At 71.0% G+C, this 20,744-nt stretch carries 22 protein-coding genes; 8 read left to right on the top strand and 14 right to left on the bottom strand.

What is annotated here, in order from left to right; all coding sequences use genetic code 11:
- Positions 1 to 81: 81 nt before the first annotated feature.
- The 8 genes from OG787_RS01890 to OG787_RS01855 all read right to left on the bottom strand — a co-directional run bounded on the left by OG787_RS01890 (position 82) and on the right by OG787_RS01855 (position 7,852).
- Positions 82 to 843, bottom strand: coding sequence for a nuclear transport factor 2 family protein (locus OG787_RS01890; RefSeq protein ID WP_369036373.1), 762 nt, complete (start codon positions 841 to 843; stop codon positions 82 to 84).
- Positions 844 to 981: 138 nt separating this feature from the next.
- A complete protein-coding gene (locus OG787_RS01885; RefSeq protein ID WP_369036372.1) occupies positions 982 to 1,851 on the bottom strand; it encodes an SDR family oxidoreductase in 870 nt (289 codons plus the stop codon).
- 140 nt (positions 1,852 to 1,991) lie between these two features.
- Complete coding sequence (locus tag OG787_RS01880) at positions 1,992 to 2,564, bottom strand: hypothetical protein (protein WP_369036371.1); 573 nt, start codon at positions 2,562 to 2,564, stop codon at positions 1,992 to 1,994.
- 25 nt (positions 2,565 to 2,589) lie between these two features.
- Positions 2,590 to 3,513 (bottom strand): STM4011 family radical SAM protein, encoded by a 924-nt coding sequence (locus OG787_RS01875; protein ID WP_405534083.1) that lies wholly within the window; start codon positions 3,511 to 3,513, stop codon positions 2,590 to 2,592.
- Between the two features lie 10 nt (positions 3,514 to 3,523).
- On the bottom strand, positions 3,524 to 4,879 hold the full coding sequence (locus tag OG787_RS01870; RefSeq protein WP_405534082.1) for an STM4012 family radical SAM protein: 1,356 nt from the start codon (positions 4,877 to 4,879) through the stop codon (positions 3,524 to 3,526).
- Complete coding sequence (locus OG787_RS01865) at positions 4,876 to 5,682, bottom strand: STM4013/SEN3800 family hydrolase (protein WP_405540380.1); 807 nt, start codon at positions 5,680 to 5,682, stop codon at positions 4,876 to 4,878. Before OG787_RS01865 ends, OG787_RS01870 begins: the two co-directional genes overlap by 4 nt.
- Positions 5,683 to 5,713: 31 nt before the next feature.
- Positions 5,714 to 6,835, bottom strand: a complete 1,122-nt coding sequence (locus OG787_RS01860; protein ID WP_405534081.1) for an STM4014 family protein — start codon at positions 6,833 to 6,835, stop codon at positions 5,714 to 5,716.
- Positions 6,836 to 6,883: 48 nt separating this feature from the next.
- Positions 6,884 to 7,852 carry an STM4015 family protein gene (locus tag OG787_RS01855; protein ID WP_405534080.1) on the bottom strand — a complete coding sequence of 323 codons (969 nt, stop codon included), beginning with the start codon at positions 7,850 to 7,852 and terminating at the stop codon, positions 6,884 to 6,886.
- 246 nt (positions 7,853 to 8,098) lie between these two features.
- Here OG787_RS01855 and OG787_RS01850 point away from each other — a divergent pair, with 246 nt between their 5' ends.
- The 3 genes from OG787_RS01850 (at position 8,099) to OG787_RS01840 (ending at position 10,373) form a co-directional block, all read left to right on the top strand.
- Positions 8,099 to 8,425, top strand: coding sequence for a hypothetical protein (locus OG787_RS01850; protein WP_369036366.1), 327 nt, complete (start codon positions 8,099 to 8,101; stop codon positions 8,423 to 8,425).
- Positions 8,426 to 8,521: 96 nt separating this feature from the next.
- Positions 8,522 to 9,547, top strand: a complete 1,026-nt coding sequence (locus tag OG787_RS01845) for a DUF6745 domain-containing protein (RefSeq protein WP_405534079.1) — start codon at positions 8,522 to 8,524, stop codon at positions 9,545 to 9,547.
- A 58-nt stretch (positions 9,548 to 9,605) separates the two neighbouring features.
- On the top strand, positions 9,606 to 10,373 hold the full coding sequence (locus OG787_RS01840) for a hypothetical protein (RefSeq protein WP_405534078.1): 768 nt from the start codon (positions 9,606 to 9,608) through the stop codon (positions 10,371 to 10,373).
- On the opposite strand, the gene OG787_RS01835 is transcribed toward OG787_RS01840, so the two are convergent.
- Positions 10,363 to 11,181: a PaaX family transcriptional regulator C-terminal domain-containing protein gene (locus OG787_RS01835; protein ID WP_405534077.1), complete on the bottom strand. Its 819-nt coding sequence runs from the start codon at positions 11,179 to 11,181 to the stop codon at positions 10,363 to 10,365. The two genes, OG787_RS01840 and OG787_RS01835, sit on opposite strands and share 11 nt — an antisense overlap.
- Positions 11,182 to 11,339: 158 nt before the next feature.
- Between OG787_RS01835 and OG787_RS01830 the strand changes: the two genes are divergently transcribed.
- Genes OG787_RS01830 through OG787_RS01810 form a run of 5 tightly spaced genes read left to right on the top strand, consistent with a single transcriptional unit; the run spans position 11,340 to position 15,309 of the window.
- Complete coding sequence (locus OG787_RS01830; RefSeq protein ID WP_369036362.1) at positions 11,340 to 12,317, top strand: ABC transporter substrate-binding protein; 978 nt, start codon at positions 11,340 to 11,342, stop codon at positions 12,315 to 12,317.
- Positions 12,314 to 13,177, top strand: coding sequence for an ABC transporter permease (locus tag OG787_RS01825; RefSeq protein WP_405534076.1), 864 nt, complete (start codon positions 12,314 to 12,316; stop codon positions 13,175 to 13,177). Before OG787_RS01830 ends, OG787_RS01825 begins: the two co-directional genes overlap by 4 nt.
- Positions 13,174 to 13,956 carry an ABC transporter permease gene (locus OG787_RS01820; RefSeq protein ID WP_405534075.1) on the top strand — a complete coding sequence of 261 codons (783 nt, stop codon included), beginning with the start codon at positions 13,174 to 13,176 and terminating at the stop codon, positions 13,954 to 13,956. Before OG787_RS01825 ends, OG787_RS01820 begins: the two co-directional genes overlap by 4 nt.
- 13 nt (positions 13,957 to 13,969) lie before the next feature.
- Positions 13,970 to 14,797, top strand: a complete 828-nt coding sequence (locus tag OG787_RS01815; protein ID WP_405534074.1) for an ABC transporter ATP-binding protein — start codon at positions 13,970 to 13,972, stop codon at positions 14,795 to 14,797.
- Positions 14,797 to 15,309, top strand: coding sequence for a hypothetical protein (locus OG787_RS01810; protein WP_405534073.1), 513 nt, complete (start codon positions 14,797 to 14,799; stop codon positions 15,307 to 15,309). The genes OG787_RS01815 and OG787_RS01810 overlap by 1 nt, the downstream gene beginning before the upstream one ends.
- Positions 15,310 to 15,322: 13 nt before the next feature.
- Here the strand turns inward: OG787_RS01810 and OG787_RS01805 are convergent, their stop codons facing one another.
- From OG787_RS01805 to OG787_RS01785, 5 genes are read right to left on the bottom strand one after another with little or no spacing between them, the layout of a single operon-like run.
- Positions 15,323 to 16,342, bottom strand: coding sequence for a Gfo/Idh/MocA family protein (locus tag OG787_RS01805; RefSeq protein ID WP_369036358.1), 1,020 nt, complete (start codon positions 16,340 to 16,342; stop codon positions 15,323 to 15,325).
- Complete coding sequence (locus tag OG787_RS01800; protein ID WP_405534072.1) at positions 16,339 to 17,364, bottom strand: Gfo/Idh/MocA family protein; 1,026 nt, start codon at positions 17,362 to 17,364, stop codon at positions 16,339 to 16,341. The genes OG787_RS01805 and OG787_RS01800 overlap by 4 nt, the downstream gene beginning before the upstream one ends.
- 40 nt (positions 17,365 to 17,404) lie before the next feature.
- Positions 17,405 to 18,265 (bottom strand): carbohydrate ABC transporter permease, encoded by an 861-nt coding sequence (locus OG787_RS01795; protein WP_369036356.1) that lies wholly within the window; start codon positions 18,263 to 18,265, stop codon positions 17,405 to 17,407.
- Positions 18,262 to 19,245: a carbohydrate ABC transporter permease gene (locus OG787_RS01790; protein ID WP_369036355.1), complete on the bottom strand. Its 984-nt coding sequence runs from the start codon at positions 19,243 to 19,245 to the stop codon at positions 18,262 to 18,264. Before OG787_RS01790 ends, OG787_RS01795 begins: the two co-directional genes overlap by 4 nt.
- The gene (locus OG787_RS01785) at positions 19,242 to 20,588 is read right to left on the bottom strand and encodes an ABC transporter substrate-binding protein (RefSeq protein WP_369036354.1); all 1,347 of its coding nucleotides are present in this window, start codon (positions 20,586 to 20,588) and stop codon (positions 19,242 to 19,244) included. Before OG787_RS01785 ends, OG787_RS01790 begins: the two co-directional genes overlap by 4 nt.
- Between the last annotated feature and the right edge of the window lie 156 nt (positions 20,589 to 20,744).

Raw genomic sequence — 20,744 nt, 5'->3', positions numbered from 1 at the left:
CGACGGGCGATGGGCGGGGTCCGTGCCGGTGCCCGCCAGGCGCGCATCGTGACGCGTGTCTGCCGGGCACCGGGCGGATCGTCAGAACAGGCCGTTGCCGTGCGGGAGTTCGGCCGGCACCGGTGCGATGACGTCCCAGTGCTCGACGATCCTGCCGTCGGCGACGCGGAAGAGGTCGTAGTAGGCGACGGGCACGCCGAACTCGCCCTCGGACTGCGTCAGGACGAAGTCGCCCTCGGCGATGACCTTGTGGACCTTCTTGTAGATCAGGTTCTTGCCCTGCTCGGCCCACTTCGCGGCGGCGGCACCGAAGCCGTCGAGGCCGTCGGCGGCCTCGGTGTTGTGCTGGTGGTAGGTCTCGGTGGAGATGTAGTCGGTCAGGACCGAGTAGTCGGCGCCGACAAGGACCTTCTCCGCGAACTCCGCGACCAGGGCCCGGTTGGCGTCGGTCCTGTCGGCGTCGCTGATCTCCGCCGGGCCGTCGGTCTGGGAGCGGCCCGAGACGGTGTCCTTGACCTGCGGGGTCAGCGCGTCCCAGTGCTCGGCCAGCCTGCCGTCGGCGTCGACGCGGAAGATGTCGAAGCCGACGAGCGGGTCGGGGCCGAAGCCGTGGTACGTGCCGTGCAGGGCGACCAGGTCGCCGTCGGCGACGACCCGGGCGCCCTCGTAGCGGAAGTCGGCGCCGAGCCCGGCGACCAGTCCGCGCAGCGCTTCGGGGCCGTCGGCGGCGAGGGAGCTGTGCTGCTTGTAGTCGGCGGCGACCCAGCGGTCCACGGCCGAGGGGTCCTTGTCGCCGAAGAGTGCGCCGGCGGCCTTCAGAACCGTGTTCTTCGCGTTGCTCATGACTGTCTTCCTAGTTTGTGGATCCGCACCGGGCGATCTGGGCGGTGTATTCAAACTAGGTCGGGAGGGCGCGGTTGACCGGGCCCAATGGTGACCTTTGATGGTCAAAAAGCGACAGTGCGAGCTTCGGGGGCGGGGTCAGCCCTTGATGGCGCGAACGACGTCCGCCAGGGATGTGGCCGGGCGGCCGATGAGGAAGGGCACCGCGTCGCTGACACCGTCGAGCTGGCCGGCCGCGATGGCCGTGTAGGTGGACACCCACGCGTCGAGCTGCCACGGCGGCGCCCCGTAGGAGGCACGGGAGGCGTACGCCTCCTCGACCGTCTCGGGCTGGTAGGTGATGCTGCGCCCGAGCACCTCGGACACGATGCGGGCGGCGTCGTCCAGCGTCAGGGACTCCGGCCCCGTCAGGTCGTACACAGCTCCCGAGTGGTCGCCCGGTCGCGTCAGCACCGCTACTGCCGCGTCGGCGATGTCGTCCTGCGAGACGAAGGCGGCCCGCCCCTGCCCGGCCGGACCACGGATGACACCGTCCGCACCCGCCAGTTCCGGCACGAACTCCGCGTACATGTTGTCGCGCAGGAAGGTGTACGCCAGCCCGCTGGTGCGGATGTGCTCCTCGGTGTGGAAGTGGTCGCGGGCCAGCGTGAACGTCGCATAGGGCGCGGCGCCGAAGAACGACACGTACACCAGGTGCTCGACACCCGCCTCGGCCACGCTGTCCACGAAGGCCTTGTGCTGGTCGAGCCGGTCGGCGCTCTCGGAGGCGGACACCATGAACACGGTCTTCGCGCCGCGCAGTCCACGGACGACGGCGTCGTGGTCGCCGAAACCGCCGCGGACCGCCGTGGCACGGGGGAGGTCCGGCGCCCGCTCGGGGCTGCGCACCAGCAGCCGCTGCGCGATGCCCCGCTGGGCCAGGCGGCGGGCGACACGTCCGCCGAGGCGTCCCGTGGCCCCGGTGACCACCAGCGTCGATGCGGAGAGTTCGGTGGGCAGTTCGGTCATGGCTGGCATCACTTCCGGTCGGGTCGGGGTGAGCGGCTCGGGCGGGAACTCGCGCCGGGTGCATTGAATCCGGCGCGGATCCGCAGGGCGGGCAGGCCGCCACCACTGGGCGCGTCGCCGCCCCTCTGCGGGGAGCAGCCTCAGAGGGCGAACGCCTCCGTCAGGCGCACGTTGTAGCCGTCCTCCTCCATCAGGACGACGGTGACCCCGAAGGGGGAGGGGTGGTCGATCTCGAGCGGGACGAAGGAGTAGTCGACGGCGGCCCGGACCGGCGGGATCAGTTCGCCGTCCTGCTGGGGTTCGGGTGCGAGCAGCCACTGCGGCTCGACCGTGGCCAGGCCCTCGGGGGAGTGGCCGAGGGGCTGCTCGGCGTACGGGAACCGGTGCAGGGTGTGGCCGTCCTTCGTGGCGTGCACCAGGTTCAGGCACGGCGCCGGGCCGGTGACCGGCAGCTCGCACAGGGCGGCGACGTCCCGGGTCTCCCAGGCGAGGACCACCTCGTCGGCACCGGCCGCCGCGGCGATGTTCGACAGCTGGGCGATGCCGGTGAGCGCGTCCTTGCCGGTCTCGACGGGACGCAGCCAGATCAGACCGACCAGTTCACCGCGGACCAGCGGCATGATGACCGGACGGGGTACCGCCCCCTCGCCCAGACCCGCGGTGTACGCGTTCCTCATCGATGCGGCCAGTGCGTCCCAGGTCTGCGTGTCCACGAACTTCCTCTCACCAACACCACGTTCACGACTCGGGCGACCCTGTCACGCCGGCCGTCGTCGACGCCAACTCGGACGGGACCAGCGGCAGGAGCGGCCGGTCCGGGAGAGCCCTCGGCACGCGCTCCAGGATGCCGCCCGCGAACACGTCGTACAGCGGCAGTGTCTCCAGATGCACGTAACCGATGTGGCAGTCGCACACGGTCAGCGGGCAGGCCCGGGGGCCGAGCGCGGCGCGGTACGAGCCGTCGTACAGATTTCCCAGCTCCGTACGGACGAAATGGCAGCGGCGCACGGTGCCCTCGCCGTCCACCGAGAGCACCGACTCACCGGTGCGGCACGGCAGGCCGGCCGAGCGGTGCGGGTGGCGGCTGAACGGGAAGAGCGGGTCCAGCGCTGTCCACGGGCCGGCCTCCTCGTCCGTGTAGGTGTGCCCTTCGGCCGCGTTCACCCACAGATAGACATGCTCCGGCAACTCCGCGCGCAGCCGTCGCGCGTGCTCCAGATGGTCCGGTACGCCGACGACGCCGACGCTGAAGCGGACCCCGAGGGCGGACAGTTCGTACGTCTTGGCCAGGAACCGTTCGTACGGTGTCTGCCCGGGGTGGTAGGTGCACCACAGGGCGACGGTGTCGCGGTCCGCGTCCGCGAGCCAGTCTGTGCGGCAGCTCAGGTTGGTCTGGATGGCGACCCGCCGTATGTGCGGCTGGTGCGAGAGGTCGACGAGAGCGCGCCGGTACCAGGAGCGGACCAGGCCCTCGCCCCACGGGGTAAAGAGCACCGACAGCCGGTCCTCCCGCTGCTCGCCCGCCCACCCGGTGAACCGCTCCAGTGCCGCACGGTCGGCGCGGAGCTGCGCCGTGCTGTCGCGTCGCTTCGCGAACGGGCAGTAGGGACAGTCGTAGTCGCAGGAGGAGAGCGGCCCCCGGTACAGCAGCGTCAGATCCACGGAACCCCGCTCACTTCGTCTCGTAGGCGGCCATGGCGGCACGCACGTCCGGTGAGAAGAACTCGGGCCCGATGGCGTCCGAGTGGGCCAACCCCTCGGCGGACAGCCGCAGTTGTTCCTCCGGACCGTTCTCCAGCCAGCCACGGGCATCGAGGGTGTCCAGCTCGGCGGGGAAGTCGGCGTAAGGGTCGGTGTCGAACCGGAGCCGGTACTCCGCGACGGGCATGCCCTGGGCCTGGAGCAGCGACTGCAAAAGATGCCGGCGCCGGGCCTCGTCCTCGTCGACCGGGCGCCCGTGCAGAGCCCGGGAGAAGTCGGTGGTGGCCGTGTAGTCGTCGATGATGCCGCGTATCTCGCCCATCGACACGGCGTAGTCGAAGGAGTAGTGCAGCCGGGAGGTGTACGAACGGGCGCCGCAGCCCAGGCCGATCATCCCGTCGGTCTGGCAGGCGTAGTCGTCCGGACCCTGCGGCGGCGCGTCCGAGCGCCGGAACATCCGCATCGACACCTGCTCGTAGCCCTGGGAGAGCAGATGGTCGCGGCCCTCCCGGTAGCGGCGCAGGCGCTGTTCGTCCCACTCCCGGTCGGCCGCCGCCGGGTCGACACGGCGGCCGAGTCCGGTGAGCGGGCGGATGTAGAGCGGGTAGAGGTAGATCTCCTCGGGGCGCCAGGCCAGGGCCGCGTCGAGGGAGTAGCGCCAACTGGCCGCGGTCTGCCCGTCGATGCCGTAGATCAGATCGATGTTGAGGACGGGCACGCCTGCCTCACGGATACGGGTCAGCGCCGCCTCGACGTCGGACCTGTGCTGCGGGCGTACGGCGGCCCGTGCCTCCTCCTCGACGAAGCTCTGGACGCCCAGGCTGAGGCGGGTGGTGCCCCGCTCGGCCAGCACCGCCAGCCGGTCGGCCGTGGCCGTGGACGGCGACGCCTCCACGGACAGCGGGACGGCCCGCAGGTCGACGCCCATCTCCCGCTCGGCGATGTCGCACAGCCGTTCCAGCTCCGCGGCCTCCAGGAACGTCGGAGTGCCGCCGCCGAAGGCCGCGTTGGCGAACCGCGGGGGCTCCGCGTCGCCCAACGCCTCGCGGACGGCGGCGGCCTGGCGCTGTACGGCGTCCAGATAGCGGCCCGTCAGATCGCCCGGCGCGCCGATACGGGTGAACAGGTTGCAGAAGCCGCAGCGGATCTCGCAGAACGGGATGTGCAGATACAGCGACAGGGATTGCCGGGACTCTCCGGCCCACAGGTCCGCGAGCCGGGGGCTTGTGGGCAGCTTTCGGTAGGCGGTCTTGTGCGGGTACGCGTACGTATAGCTCTGGTACGGGCGAGGTGAGCCGACGGTGGTGTCGATCGCGGTGACGGTCATACGGACGGCTCCAGGAAGAAGTGGCCGTAGGGCACGGTCCACACGGACTCGTGGCCGAGGCGGTGGCCGGTGTAACCGTCGTCCCCGTAGGCGGTGCCGTGGTCGGAGCAGACGATGGCGAAGCAGCGGCGGCGTGAACTCATCGCCGCGAACAGCCGCCCGACGTGACGGTCGATGTACTCCAGCGCGGCGGCATGGGTGAGGCGGCTGTCGCCCGCCTCTCGGGTCGCGCCGGGCAGGTGGAACCAGTTCGGCTGGTGCAGCGCGGAGGCGTTCAGGAAGAGGAACAGCCGCTGCTCGGGTGGCAGTTCGGACACCGTCTTCTCGGCACGCGCCACCTGCGCCTCGAAGGAGGTCGGGGAGGCCACGGAGAACGACGGCTCCCAGTGGCTCTCCTGGAAGAACCCGGGCAGTACGTCGCCCAGGGCGCCCTGCTTGTTGAAGAAGCCGACGCCGCCGATGCACACCGTGCGGTACCCGTGCGCGGCCAGGCCGGACACGAGGTCCGGGGTGTCGAAGACATACGTACCGTCCGCCGTGGTCTCACTGCCCGCGAACTTGGCGGCGAACAGGCGCGGATGCGGTCCGGGTCCGGCCGGGGTGGGCAGGAAGCCCGCGAACATCGCCTGGTGGGAGGCGTAGGTGAAGCTCCCGGGCGCGTGCCGCTTCTCCCAGACGCCGCCCGGCAGACGCGCGGTCAGGTTGGGCAGCCGTCCGGCGACGGCGAGTTCGACGGCCACGTCGTACCGGAGGGTGTCCAGGGTGAGGAGGAGCAGGTCGTCACGGCCCACCACCTCGTTCATGTCCAGCCCGAAGGCCGGGGCGGGGGAGGGCTCAGACGGTGGCATGGGTGGTCCTCGGCGATGAGAAGGAAGGGGCCGCCACGACCTGTGCGGCGTACGTGTCCAGGCCCTCGGCCCCGCTGCCCGGCAGGCCGGTCAGCCGGGGGAGCAGGTCACCGAACGCGTTGACCTCGCCGACGGCGAAGCGGCGCCAGCCGACGGCCGGCAGGAGGTCGACGCCGACGCACAGGGTGCCGGGGAAGCAGGCCGCGGCCCGTTCACTGGTTTCGAGGGCCGTGGCCCACCGGTCACCGGCCAGCGCCCGTACGGCCGCCAGGTCGCCGCGTGTCCCGCCGAGATGCAGATTGGTCAGCGGGGAACGGCTGGTGCGGACCACGGCGTGGGTGGCCCGGCCGCCCACGACGACGATGCGCAGATCCGCCGACCGGCCGCCGAGCGAGGCCTTCGGCAGCCACCGCTCGATGTGCAGCCCGTCCGGGGCGAGTGTGTCGACGATCGCGGCGATCTCCCGTTCCTCGGTGTACCGGCGCACGCGCAGGGAGTTGTGCAGCCTGCCCGCCTCGGCGCGCTCCACGGACGTGGTCGCGCGGATCCGCCCCGACGCGGCCGTCTCGATCGCCAGCACACCGGAGGCCGAGGAACCGTGCGCGAGCTTGACGAAGACACGCCGCAGGTCCGCCTCCGCCATGAGGCGCCGTACGTCCGCCCAGTCCCGCACCGGCGGTACGTCCCCGGAGGTCGGGGACGGCGGCACAGGGACGCCCGCCCGGGCGAGCCGGTCGTGACACAGCCGTTTGTCGAACATCACCGCCAGCTCCACCGGGTCGTCGAGCCGTCGCCCGCCGCGCAACGAGGCCACGCCCTCCAGGAACCGCCCGTACCAGCGCGCGGACCCCTCCACCCGCGTCGGATCGTCGACCCCGCGCAGCAGGACATCCACCTCGGCGCTCTCCCCCGGAGAGTCGAGGCGGACCAACTCGTCGTCCGCGAAGTCGTGTCCGCCCTCCCGCAGCACGTCGTGCCACTCGACCACGCGAGGCGTGCCATGACCGGCGGCCTCCGCAGCCGCCGCGAACAGGGCCACCCGACGGTTGTCCCCATTGGCGACCACCGCCCACCTCGGCGGGGCGTCCCCCGGACCCCTGCGCCCCATGGTGCTCACCTTCCCCCCTTCGTTCCCGCCTCCGGAGCCCGGAGCGCGCTACTCGCCCACCGCGACGAACCGCCAGACCGTGCCGTCGTCCTCCTCGTCGGAGTCGGCGTCGTCGGGATCGGCGTCGACCTCCACTCCGGCGGGCTCCAGCGTCTCCAGCAGCCGCGTGCGCAACTCCTCGCTGAGGTAGTTGTGGTGCAGGTCGAGCTTCTTCAGATGCGTCAAGGGCTGACCGGTCAGCAGTGCCGTGGCGCCGTCGTCGGTGAGCACGCCCATCGAGACGTCGAGAACCTCCAGGCGCGCCACCACCGGCGCGGACGCGAGCGCCGTACAGATGGCGTCCTGGATCTCGCTGTTGCGCAGGGCGAGATGCGTCAGGCTCGGCAGCCTCGTGCCCGCGAAGAAGGGCTCCAGGTCGGCCACGTCGGCGTCGCCCCCGTACTCGGACGTGCCCAGCCACAGGTCGAGTTCGACGAGGGCGGGCAGATCGCTGCCCGCGATGCCGCGCACCACCTCGACGGGCAGGCCGCCGGTCTCGACCGTCAGGCTGCGCAGCCGCTCGTGACGGACGGCGGGGAAGACCAGCTCGCTGCCCCCGCGGACGCCGAACTCCTCCAGGTCGGGAAAGGCCTCCAGGAGGGGAGTGACCTCGCCCTGGGTGATCCAGGAGATCTCGGCCTCCTCCATCACGATGTCGCCCAGGAACAGACCGCGCAGGGCGGGCAGTCGGTCGCGGGCCGCGACCAGCGCCTTGATCACCTCGTCCGGGCCGTTCTCGTACACCTCGCTCCACGCGCCGACGATCAGGGCGCGGACCTGCCGGGTGTCCACGGCCTCCAGGAAGCGGGCGAAGGCGTCCTCCCACTCCTCCTTGGAGTCGTAGGACTCCACGGCGACGCACCAGGCGACGGACTCGGGCGACGGGAAGGCGGACGTGTCCGCCGGTGTGTCACCGGCGTAGGGAAAGGCGAAGGCCGGCAGGCCGTGGAATTCCTGGAGGTGGCTACCGAGGGTCATGCGTGCCTGCTCCCTGTGCTGGGTCCGGTGGATCGGCGGTCGTGATTCCCGTCCTGGCGCGCGCCGATCGCGTCCAGGTAGAGGAGTTCTACCAAGCCCCACTGACAACGCGGCCAACTGGGGCCTCCCGCAAGGCGGAGCGGACCTTCGGCGACCCGTCGACAACCGCTCCGAGGACCGATTGTCAGTGCCCGCCCCTACGGTCGTTCCCATGGCACACGGCGTGCCGCATCGGGAGGGAGACCCATGTACCGGCAGGGAGACGTACTGATCGTGGCGCTGGCGGAGGGCGCGGTGCCGGAGTACGCGGTCGACGCGGCGTCCGAACCGCGCGACGGCCGTGGCCGACTCGTCCTGGCGCTCGGTGAGGTCACCGGGCACGCCCATGCGGTGGCCGGTCCGGGACGGCTGATCCGCGAGGCCGGAGTGTTCGGCCCGATGCTGCTGCACGTGCCCGAGGGTGCGCGCGTCGTCCACGAGGAGCACGCGGCGATCACGCTCCCGAAGGGCTGGTACCGGGTGATCAGGCAGCGGGAGTACGTACCGGGTTCGGTGCGCGTCGTCGCCGACTGACCATGCCCCGGGCACATGTGCGGGACGAACGAAGCGAAAGGGCCGGACGGCACGGGGATGCGGGCCGGCGACAGCACTTGGAGAGGAACGGCACTGATGGACCAGGGCAGTTGGCGGACGGCGGCGGCAGCGACGGGACCTGGCGACCGGGCGGCGGCCGAGGAAGGCGTCCGGCTCGCCTACCGGCGCGCGGGACTGGCGGAACCCGAGCGCGTCGTGTGGGCGCGTTCGCCCCTCGAAGCCGTACGGATGCTCATGACGGCGACGCAACCGGACGGCTCGCCGCTGGGCGCCCTCGGCGCCGGTGTCCGCAACGCCGTGTGGAGCGCGCCCTGGGCGGCCGAACGGGAGCGGCTGCACGCGCAGTTGGGCCCGGAGCGGTGGAGCGGGCACTGGCGGGCCACGGGAGCCGGCCTGTGGGAGTCGACCCGCATGCTGGTCGACCGGGTGCGGGCGGGAATCGTCGAGGAACTCGGCGCCGACCGCAAGGAGGAGGCGCGGGTCCGGCTGCTGCTTCTGGACGCCGCACTCGGACAGCACGACGCGGCCTGGCTGTGCGCGTTCGAGCCGGGTGACGACAGCCCGCTGGCGGGACTGGCCGCCGTGGCGCGCGACGCGGGCTGGTGGTGGCCGTACGAGAAGACGGTGGTCCTCAGCGAACGCCCGCTGACCCTGCACCGCGACGAGGCGGGCCGCCTGGACCGGGGCGACGGCCCGGCACTTGGCTACGCGGACGGGTTCGAGCTGTACGCCTGGCGCGGCATGCCCGTCCCGAAGGACTTCCTGGACGACCTGACCGCACTGACCCCGGAACGCATCCGCGACGAGGAGAACGCCGAACTCCGCCGGGTGATGCTGGAGTTCTACGGCTACGACCGCTACCTGGAGGAGTCCGGCGCGGTCCCCGTCCACCGCGACGAGACGGGCGTGCTGTGGCGCGTCCAACTCGTCGGCGACGAGGACGTGGTGATGGTCGAAGTCGTCAACTCCACACCTGAACCGGACGGGTCGAGCCGTACGTATTGGCTGAGGGTGCCGCCGACGACCCGTACGGCCCGTGAGGGAGTGGCCTGGACGTTCGGTGTCGAGGCGGAGGTGTACGAGCCTCTGCGACAGACGTGAACGGGGGCAGTGCTGCGATCATCCTGACGAAGGCGGAAGGCACGGCCGAGGGAGCGGGATGATTTCTGAGCCGGAGATGGCGGGGGAGTTCGGTGGAGTCGACACCCGTGAGGTGGTGGGCGGCTTCGACGAGGAGCCCGGTGGGGAACTCCGGCCGCGGAGGCCGTGGCAGTGGGCGCTGGGAGGGGCGGTCATGGCGTCGGTCCTCTGGGCAGCGGCGCTGTTCCTGCACGGAGGGGGCGATCGAGCGCCGGATCTGAGCGGGTACCAGCTGAAGCAGGACCCTTGCCCGTCGCTGCGGTTGAAGGCGATCGGCGAGGTGATCGCGCCGCGAGAGCCCACCACCAAGGTCGATTCCGGGCTGCTGCGCCATGCCGCCCTCGACCAGATCCAGTGCTCCATACCTCTCCGGTTCCTGGCCGGCGCGGGGGAGTCCGGGAAGGGCTGGTTCACCGGCTACACCGTCGGAATAACGGTGGCACTGCACAAGAAGACCGACCCCGGCGCGGAGTTCGAGGCACGACGACGGGTGACCGACGACGGCGTTCTGCCCGAAGAACAGGTCGAGACGGTTCCCGACCTCGGCGACAAGGCGTATCTCCTGACCCGGGACAACGGCGATGCGGAGTTGCGGGTGTTGGACGGCGGAGCGGTCCTCTCGCTGGATCTCTCCGTCTTCACGTACTACCAGAGCGAGCGCGAGAGTGAGAGCGAGAACCCGGACGAGAACGCGGTCGGTGACGGGCCGGAACTCCCCGACCTGTCCTTGTACCGGTCGGCCATGATCACTGACATGCGTGACCTGATGTCGAGCCTCAAGCGGTGACCGCCGCGCCGGGCGGCCGTCTCGTGGTCTCCAGGAACTCGATGGCCGTCCGGCGGGCGGGGGCCTCGGTCTGTCGCGCGATGCGGTGGAAGGTCTCCTGGGCAGCGCGGGCCGGCCAGTCGGAGGGCAGGTGGCGGGCGGGCAGCCGTGGGTCCGTGCGGATGATGTCCAGCCACTCGCTGATCACCCGCAGCCGGATGCCGAGCGGATCGCCGCAGCCGGTGGCGGGCCAGGTGGACCAGCGCTCGTCGAAGTCGGCGTACCGGGCGCCGACGCCGCCCAGGTCCCAGGTGTCACGGATCATCAGGCCGATGTCGGTGGCGTCGTCGGCCGTGGCGTGGAAGATCTTGACATGGGCGGCGAGGCCCAGCTCGGAGACGAGCGAGGAGGCGTCGACGTCACCGGGCGCGATCCATAATCCGCTGTACAGGGCGCCGAACCCCGACCAGGTGAGCCGGGAGCGCAGATCGTGCCGCTGGCGCTGCCAGGACTCGGGCAGCGAGAAGCCGAGCAGTGTCCAGGTGCCGTCCCAGTCGTCGTTGACGGCACCGGTCTGCCAGAGGCGTCGCTTTCCGTCCCAGAGGATCTGCTCGGCCTGCGCGGTCAGGCCGAAGTGCATCCTGCGGCCCTGGCGCTGACGCTCCAGCAGCCCCCGGTTGACCATGCGGGTGAGGGTGGACCGGACGGCCGGTTCGCCGACTCCGGTGCGGGCGAGGACATCGATGATGCTGCCCGAGTACACGTGTCCGAGCCCCTCCTCCAGCACATAGCTGCCGAAGAAGGCGAACAGGAGCGACTGAGGGCGCACTGAACTCCCTTGTGACTGGGCCTTGTTGGGTGGGCCGCGCTCGTCGAAGTTGTCGGGGCCTCTCTTGTCCGGAGTGCTGACAGCGCGAACATAGGTGTGTACATTGCGGCCGTCAAGAAAGTGCACAACATCCGGTGTTGCTTCCTCAGGAGGGGCCCATGCAAAGGCGCATTCTCGGGCTTGCCGCAGTAGTGATCACGGTCGTCGGCGCGGCCGGATGCGGGTCGTCGGACCCGGCGGAGAGTGGTTCGTCGTCCTCGGGCGGCAGCGGGACCACCAAGGTCAAGGTCGGCATCATCCCCATCATCGATGTCGCCCCGCTCTATCTGGGCCAGAAGAAGGGGTTCTTCAGCAGCCGGGGCATCGAACTGGAGATGGTGAGCGCCCAGGGCGGCGCGGCGATCATCCCCGGTGTGGTGAGCGACCAGTTCCAGTTCGGGTTCAGCAACACCACGTCGCTGATGATCGCCCAGGTCAAGGGCGTACCGATCAAGTCCGTGGTCAACGGCGCGGCCTCCAACGGGAAGGTGGGGGGTGACGTCACCGGGGTGGCCGTGAAGAAGGACAGCTCGATCAAGTCGGCCAAGGACCTCGCCGGGCGGACGGTCGCCGTCAACACCCTTCAGAACATCGGATCCACCACGGTGCGCGAGTCGGTCCGGCTGGCCGGCGGTGACCCGTCGAAGGTCAAGTTCGTCGAAATACCGTTCGACCAGATGCCGGCCGCACTGGACGCCGGGCGGGTGGACGCCGCCTGGATGGGCGATCCCGCGATGAACGCGGCCAAGGCGCAGGGTGCGCGCATCGTGGCCTCGCCGTTCGCCGAGACGGACCCGAAGCTCACCGTGGCGACGTACTTCACCTCCACCCAGCTCACGAAACAGAAGCCCGACCTGGTCAAGAAGTTCGCCGCGGCCATGACCGAGTCGCTGAAGTACGCCACCGACCACCCGGACGAGGCACGCCAGATCCTCACCACCTATACAAAGATCAGCGGCGACGTCCTGAACGAGCTCACACTGCCCGCCTGGCCGGCGGAGATCGACATGGCCTCGCTGGAGAAGCTGGCCTCCCTCGGGGAGACGGACGGCCTCTTCGACGGCAAGAAGCCCGACCTGACCGCCCTGTTCTCATGACCCGCCCCGCCGTCACGACCGCCATGGCGGGCCCCGCCGGGACCGACACCGGTTCCGGCGGGCTCCCCGCCCGGCGGCGACTCCCGGAGCGGGCCGTCACCCCGCTGCGGGGACTCGCCGGACTCGCCGGGCTGGTCGCCGTACTCGAAGTGCTGCCGCACACCGGCCTGGTGTCGGCCAACTACCTTCCACCGGCCTCCGAGACCCTCCGCGCACTGTGGGCGCTGCTCGCCGAGCAGACCTTCTGGACCGCGCTCGGCGACACCCTCACCGGCTGGGGCCTGGGCCTGGCCATCTCCGTCGTGGCGGGCGTGGCCGCCGGACTCGTCATCGGCTCGATCCCCGTACTGCGCGCGGTCACCGCCTCCACCATCGAGTTCCTGCGCCCCATCCCGTCCGTCGCCCTGATCCCCGTCGCCGTCCTCCTCTATGGCGCCGACCTCCGGTCGAAGCTGCTGCTCGTGGTGTACGCCGCCTTCTGGCAGGTCATCGTCCAGGTCCTGGCCGGCATCCAGGACGTCGACCCGGTCGCCGACGACACCGCCCGCAGCTACCGGCTCGGCACCTGGGGGCGGCTGCGCCACGTCATGTGGCCCACCGCGCTGCCGTACGTCATGACGGGCGTACGGCTGGCCGCCACCGTGGCCCTCATCCTCGCCGTCACCGCCGAACTCGTCATCGGCGCACCCGGACTCGGCCAGGAGATCGCCGTCGCCCAGACCTCCGGAGCCGTACCGCGCGTCTACGCCCTGGTCCTGGTCACCGGACTGCTCGGCGTCGCCGTCAACCTGGCGGCGCGAGCGGTCGAGCGACGGGCACTGCACTGGCACCAGTCCGTACGCACGGAGGTGGCCGGATGACCGCCCTCACCGTCCTGCGCCGCGCCCTGGTCGTCCTCGGGCTGCCCGCCGTCCTGTTCGCCGTGTGGTGGTTCACCACCGCCGACAGCACCGACTTCTACGTCCCGCCCCTCTCCGCCATCCTGGAGGCCTTCGGGAAGACCTGGACGGGGGAGCGGCTGCTGTCCGACGTCGTACCGAGCCTCCTGCGCCTCACGGCCGGCTATCTCCTCGCCGTCGTGATCGGCGTGGGGCTCGGGCTGCTGGTCGGTATGCGACGGGCCGTACGCGACGTCCTGGAACCCGTCCTCGAACTCTTCCGGGCCATCCCGCCGCCCGTGCTCGTACCGGTGATCATGCTGTTCGCCGGCATCGGCGACACCATGAAGGTGCTCGTCATCGTGAGCGGCTGCGTCTGGCCGATCCTGCTCAACACCGTCGAGGGCGTCCGCGCCGTGGACGAGGTGCTCAGCGACACCTGCCGGTCCTACGGCATCACCGGCGCCGCGCGTCTGCGGCACCTGGTGCTGCGCGGGGCGAGCCCGCAGATCGTCACCGGCATGCGCCAGGCCCTGTCGATCGGCATCATCCTCATGGTCATCAGCGAGATGTTCGCCGCCAGCAACGGACTCGGCTTCACCATCGTCCAGTTCCAGCGCTCGTTCGCCATCCCCGAGATGTGGAGCGGCGTCCTGCTGCTGGGCATCCTCGGCTTCCTCCTCTCCCTGCTCTTCCGGTTCGCCGAGAACCGCGCCCTGGCCTGGTACCACGGCCTGCGCAGCGCCCGGCGCACCCCCTGAAACGGAGCCGTCGATGCTCGACGTACGCAACCTTCAGAAGGTCTACACCGGCCGCAACCGCAAGGTCGAAGCCCTGCGGAACCTGACCTTTCACATCGGTGCGGGTGAACTCGTGTGCCTGGTCGGGCCGTCGGGCTGCGGCAAGACGACGCTGCTGAAATGCATGGCGGGACTGCTCGACCCCACCGCCGGTGAAGTGCTCCTGGAGGGACGGCCGGTCGCCGGGCCACCGCCGGGCATGGCCGTGGTGTTCCAGGAGTACGGGCGTTCCCTGTTCGCCTGGATGAACGTCCGCGACAACGTCGCCCTGCCGCTGCGCCGCAAGAAGCTCGGCAAGGCCCGCGAGCGGGAACTCGTGGACCGCGCGCTGGAGGTGGTCGGGCTCGCCGACGCCCACGAGGCCTACCCCTGGCAGCTCTCCGGAGGCATGCAGCAGCGCGTCGCCATCGCCCGCGCCGTCGCCTACGAGCCGAAGGTGCTGCTCATGGACGAGCCCTTCGCAGCCGTCGACGCACAGACCCGCGCCGAACTGGAGGATCTGATCCGGGAGTTGTGGCGCGAACTCGGCGTCACCGTCCTGTTCGTCACCCACGACATCGACGAGGCCGTCTATCTCGGCCAGCGCACCGTCATCCTGTCCAAGTCACCGACCGTCGTACAGGAGGACCTCACCATCGACCTCCCCGACGAACGCGACCAGCTGCACACCCGCTCCAGCCCCCGCTTCGCCGAACTCCGCGCCCACGTTTACGAACAGATCCAGCGGGCCAAGTACCGGAGCGGGGACACGGACCCCCAGGTGGCGGACCGCGCACCCGAGCCCGCAGAGACACGGAGCTGATGACCACGATCGACGACATCGCCGGCATCGAGGAACAGGTCGCCCTGGTCGACGCGGCCCTGCGGCCCCTCGCGAACCGGCGGGTGGACACCAGCGATCCCGACTGGGCGGACAAGATGCGGCAGCGGCCGGCCCCCATGGACGAGGCGGGTGTCCGGGCGGAGGCCGAGGCCGCGCTGCGGGCCCTGATCGCCGTCTACGCGCAGGGCGACGAGACGGTTCGCGAGTCGGTGCGCGGGCTCTTCTCCCGCTACACCGCCTTCCGTTGGGCCACCCACCTGCCCGTCGAACCCACCCCGGACGGCTTCCGGCAGCGGCTGCTGCACATGTCCGCCGTCGACCACGGCAACGACACCCGCGACGAACTGCTCTCGCTGCGCGACCTGTGCGCGGACGCGCGGACGGCCGGGATCGACATCCGGCCGATCCTGACCGAGGTCGCGGAACTGTCCAGCCGCGAGAACAAGTACGGGATGGGGTCCATGCGGGACATCCTGCTCGGCGCGGCCTAGAGCCTTCCCGCCCCTACCCCACCGGCAGCGCGACCGGCTGGCCCGTGCGCAGCGACTCGTAGGCCGCCAGCACGATCCGCAGGGTGCGCAGGCCCGCCTCGCCGTCGGGAGAGGGGCGCCGCCCCGTGCGTACCGCGTCGAGGAACTCGTCGAGCATGGCGGCGTCCAGATCCGCCCCGCCCGCCTCCCAACGGCCGCTTCCGGTAACGGAGTTGAAGCCGCCGAGCAGCGGGGGGAAGGCGTCGAACTCCACGATCGCCTTCTCGGCGACGCAGGTCATCGCGAGCCCGCCCCAGGTCGGGTGGTCCGGCGGATGGCTCCAGCTGGCGTCCACGGCGGCGACCAGTCCGCCCGGGTACCGGATGGTGACAAGGCCCGCCGTCTCCACGTCCGGCGTGGGGCCGCCGTCGTCGAGGACGCTGTTCGCCTGGGCGTACACCTCCGTCGCCTGCTCACCGTCCAGCAGCGCGTCCACGAGGTCGGCGATGTGGACGGTGTGGTCGGCCAGCGCGCCGCCGCCCGACAGTTCGGGGTCGGCGAACCAGGGGTGCGAACGGGCGGGATTCGAGCCGTTGTTGGCGCCGTGGACGCTGATCAGCCCGCCGAGCGAGCCGTCGGCCAGGGCGCCGCGCAGGGCGGTGAACGCGGGGCTGAACCGTACGGGATAGGCGGTCATCAACCGCACCCCGGCCCGGGCACAGGCGTCGATCATGGCCTGGGCGTCCGCCTCCGTCGTCGCGAGGGGCTTCTCGCACAGCACGTGGGCCCCGCTCGCGGCGGCCCGTTCGACCAGGTGCCGGTGGCGGGCGTTCTCGCTGGTGACCACGACGGCGTCGGGGCGCAGCGCGAACACCTCGTCCCAGGTGTCCGCGTAGTCGGCGCCGAGCCCCTCGGCGAGGGCCCGGCCCCGGGTGGGGTCGCCGGGCGGGGCCTCGGGGTCCGCGGTGATCAGTTCGATGCCGTCGCGGTCGCGCAGCAGCCTGATGTAGGTCGCGGCGTGCAGATGGGCGAAGGACAGTACGGCGACTCTCACTGCTCGATTCCCTTCGTGCGTACGGTGGTTGCCTGCGGGGCGATCGACACGGCCCGTCCGGTACGCGCCGACTCGGCCGCGGCCTCGGCCATACGGACGGCCGCCACGCCGTCCCGGCCGCTCACCCGGGGTTCCGGACCGCCCGCGAAGGCCTCGGCGAACTCGCGGATCTGGGTGACGTAGGGCGACTCCCCGAAGTCCCCGGCCGGTATGCCCGCCGCCGGGCCACTGGACACGGCGCCGGTGATCCGCAGATCCAGGTGGGCCAGGGAGTCGTGCTCGACGGTGCCGCCGGTGCCCGACACATGGAACGTCGTACGGAACGGTGTCGCCGGTGGCCCCCACACCCCCACGACCTGGGAGATCGTGCCGCTCGCGTGGGTGAGTACGGCGGTCCCGGTGGCGACCGCCCCTTCCGGCGCCGGGGCGGTGAGGTGCCCCTGCTGCCGGGCGTGGACCCGGACGACGTCGCCGAAGAGCCAGCGCGCGATGTCCATGTCGTGGATCATCTGGTCCGTCAGGATCCCGCCGGAACGCGCCGGGTCGGCGAACCAGCCGCTCCAGGTGGGATAGCGCCCGGTCCGGGTGAACCGGGCGACCGCCACCCGCCCCAGGCCGCCCCCGGCGACGAGGTCGCGCAGTCGGGCGTAGGCGGGGAAGAACCGCACGACATGGCCCGGGTACAGGCGCACCCCGGCAGCCTCCGCCGCGTCGGCCATCTCCTCCGCCTCGGCCGCGCCGAGCGCGAGGGGCTTCTCGCACAGGACATGGGCGCCGGCCGCCACGGCGGCCAGGGTGATCTCCCGGTGGGTGTCGGTCGGGGTGCACACATCCACCACACCGGCCCCGTCGAGCGCCTCACCCAGGGAGCCCACCGATGTCGCGCCGAACTCGCGGGCCAGGGCCGGGGCTTGGCCGTCGGGCGCGTAGAGGCGTACCCGCGCGCCGAGGGCCGTCCACGCGGGCAGATGCGTGCGGGCGATGCCGCCCGCGCCGATCAGCGCGACTTCGAGTTCTGCCATGGAAATCTCCGACCTCCTGTGCGTACGTTTCCGGGTGCGGTCAGCCCTTGAGGGCGCCGCTGAGCACGCCACTGATGAAGTGCCGCTGGAAGAACAGATAGACGAGCACCACCGGGGCGATCACGATCAGCGTGGCGGCGGCGAGCAGCGGCACGTCGACACCGAACTGCCCGGTGAAGAAGCCCAGTCCGGCGGGGGCCGTCCGCCGGGCCGGGTCCTGGATCAGGATCAGCGGGAGCAGGAACTGGTTCCAGCTCCACACGAAGTACAGAACACCCAGCGTGGTCACCGCCGGACGGGAGCTGGGCAACAGGATCCGCCAGAGCGTCACCCACGACGAGGCACCGTCAAGCCGGGCCGCCTCGATGAGACTGCGCGGCATGGTCGCGAAGTGGGCGCGCATCCAGAACACCCCGAACGGCATGAACGCCCCGATCTCCGCGAGCGCCAGCCCCGGCACGGTGTTCGTCAGCCCCACGGCACGCAGGTCGTAGTAGAGCGGGATGACCGTGCCCTCGGTGGGGATCGACAGCCCGAGCAGCAGAAACGCGTAGAACCGCCCCCGGCCGGGCACGTCCAGGGTCGCCAGCGCGTATCCGGCCAGCGTCGCGCACACCACCGCGGCCGGCACCACGCACACCGCGATCACCACACTCGACCGCAGCAGCGTGCCGAACCCCGCCGCCGACCAGGCCCGGGAGAAGTTCTCGAAGTGCAGCCCGTCCGGCAGGGCGAAACCCGTCAGCGGGGCGCCCGCGGGCTGGAGCGCCGCCAGCAGCAGGGAGGCGAACGGCACGAGTACGGCGGCCATGAACAGGAGGAGGACGACGGGCGCCGCCAGCCGTCCGGCGACCGCTCGCGCCGGAGCAGCCGGTGGAGTCGTCGACGTCAGCGAGGTCACGGTGCCTCCCTGGACAGCCGGTTGATCACCAGGACGGCCACCGAGATGACCGCCGTCAGGACGATCGCCAGCGCGCTGGCCACCCCGACCGCGCCGCCCCCGAACGCCAGCCGGTAGATGAGGATGCCGGGGACGACCGTGCTGTTGCCCGGGCCGCCCCCGGTGGTGATGTAGATGAGGTCGAAGCTGGACAGGGCCGCGATCACGGTGATGGACAGCGCCACCGCGAACTCCGGGCGCAGGAGGGGGACGGTGATCGACCAGAACTCCCGTACGGGGCCCGCCCCGTCCATCCGCGCCGCCTCGTAGATCTCCTGGTCGATGCGCTGGGTCCCGGACAGGAACAGCACCATGCACAGGCCCGACACGACCCACGTCCCGATCAGCCCGACGGCCGGCAGGGCCCAGGTGAAGCTGCCCAGCCAGGCGTCGGCGAACCCGCCCAGACCGACCGCCCGCAGCCCCTGGTTGAGGATGCCGTCCTCGGCGTACACCCAGCGCCACAGGATGCCGACCGCGACCAGCGGGATGACCTGCGGCAGGAACAGCACCGTACGGACCAGGCCGGTGCCCCGGCGCCCGGCCCGCCGGGAGACGATCGCCGCCGTGACCAGGCCGACACAGATCGGCAGCACGGAGAAGAACAGGATCAGCGCGCCCGCATGCCAGGCGGCGGCGCGCAGTTGCGGATCGGTGCCTATACGCCGGTAGTTGTCGAGGCCGACGAAGGAGGGGAGGGTCACGCCGTCCCAGTCGAAGAACGAGAGGTAGGCGGTGTGCAGCATCGGCAGGACGGAGAACAGCGTGTAGGGGAGCAGGGCCGGCAGCAGGTACAGCAACGCCACGGCCCGGCGTCGGCGGCGGCCGGACCGTGCCGTACGGCGGTCCCCGCGCCCGGCACGGTCCGGCGCGGGCTTCGTCGGGCGCGGGGCGGCGAGGGCGCGGGCGGGCTCCGTCAGTCGCCGGTCGGCAGTGGTCATTTGTGGTAGTTCTCGTAGTCCGTCTGGAGCCCGGCCAGGAACTTCTCGGGGGTCACCTTGCCGCCGACAAGCAGCTGGAGCTGGGTGGTGAGGGTGTCGCCCATCGTCGGGGTCGAGGAGTTCTGGATGAACGGCTGAAGCCCGGCGTCCTTGACGATCGTCTGCCAGCCCGCCTGGACATCGCCGATCAGTCCGCTCTGGCTCGGCATGGCGCCCGCGTCGGGAGCCATGAAGCCCGCCTTGGCGGTCACGGCGGCTGCCTGCGCGCTCGCCGCGAAGTCGAGGAACGCGGCTGCCGCCGCCGCGTTCTTGGACTTGCTGGACACGCAGTAGTACACGCCGGCGCCGGTGGTGCGAACCTTTCCGCCGGCTGTGACGGGCGGCATGTTGAAGTAACCGGCCCGCTCGCCAAGGCCCTTGGCCACCGCTGCCGCCGCCCAGTTGCCGCTGATCCGGAAGACGCCCTCGCCCTTGGCGAACGCGGCGGTGGCGTCGTTGTCGCTGACCCCGTTGACCTTCGGGGTGACGTACCCCTTGTCCACCCACCGCAGCAGCGTCTCCGCCGCTGTCTTCGCCTCCGGCAGCACGATGGTGGCGCTCTGGTGGCCGAAGGCCCACGCCTCGCGGTCCTTCGGGGTCAGATAGGCCGAGAGCAGCACGTTGAAGGGGTGGTTGAGACCGCCGTCGAGATTGCCTGCGACCAGCGCGGTCTCACCGGCCGCCTTGGCCTTGGCGAACAGGGCCTCCAGCTCCGCGAGCGTGGCCGGGGGAGTGGTCAGGCCCAGTTCCTTCGCCTTGGTCTTGTTGTAGTAGACGCCCTCGAACGACAGGCCCGCGCCCACTCCGTACAGGTCACCGGTGCCGACGGTCTTGCCGTCCTGGGTGAGGGTGATCTGGTCCAGGCCGGGGAACTTCTCCGCCCAGCCGTACGCCTTGCCGTACTCGCCGACCTTGAGCAGCAGCCGCCCGGGGACGAGGTTCTGCATGCCCGACGTGAACTGGGCGATGTCGGGCGCGCTGTCGGCGGACATCGTGGTGTTGATGCTCTTGAGGTAGTCGTCCCAGCCCGTGTACTGGCGCTTGACGGTGATGTTGGGGTGCTTCGCGCGGAAGGCCGCGAGCAGACCGGGGGTCATGGTGGTGTCGTCGGCGTCGGCGACCACCAGCGTGATCTTGTCGGCCGGTACGGCGGTGGAGACGGGGCCGGTGCTGCTCTTGTCGGACGACGAGGCGCCCGGGGTCAGCTCACTGCACGCGGCGAGCGCCATGGCGCCGATCGCGCCGGTGGCTGCGAGGAACGTACGTCTGGACGGGGACGACGGACTGGGGCTCATGGGGCTCATGAGATCTCCTGGGCATGACGGGACAGGGAAGCCGAGGGAGAGAAGAAGAGAGAGGAGAGGGGCAGGGGCGCGACGGGGAGGCATGCGCCCTGGTTCGATAACGCAGTTGCGTTTTATAATCAGAGTGGGTCCGGTCCGCGTCAAGCACTCACGGCT

Source organism: Streptomyces sp. NBC_00075 (assembly GCF_045041225.1).
Lineage (GTDB): Bacteria > Actinomycetota > Actinomycetes > Streptomycetales > Streptomycetaceae > Streptomyces > Streptomyces adonidis.
This window is presented reverse-complemented; position numbering and strand designations above follow the sequence as displayed.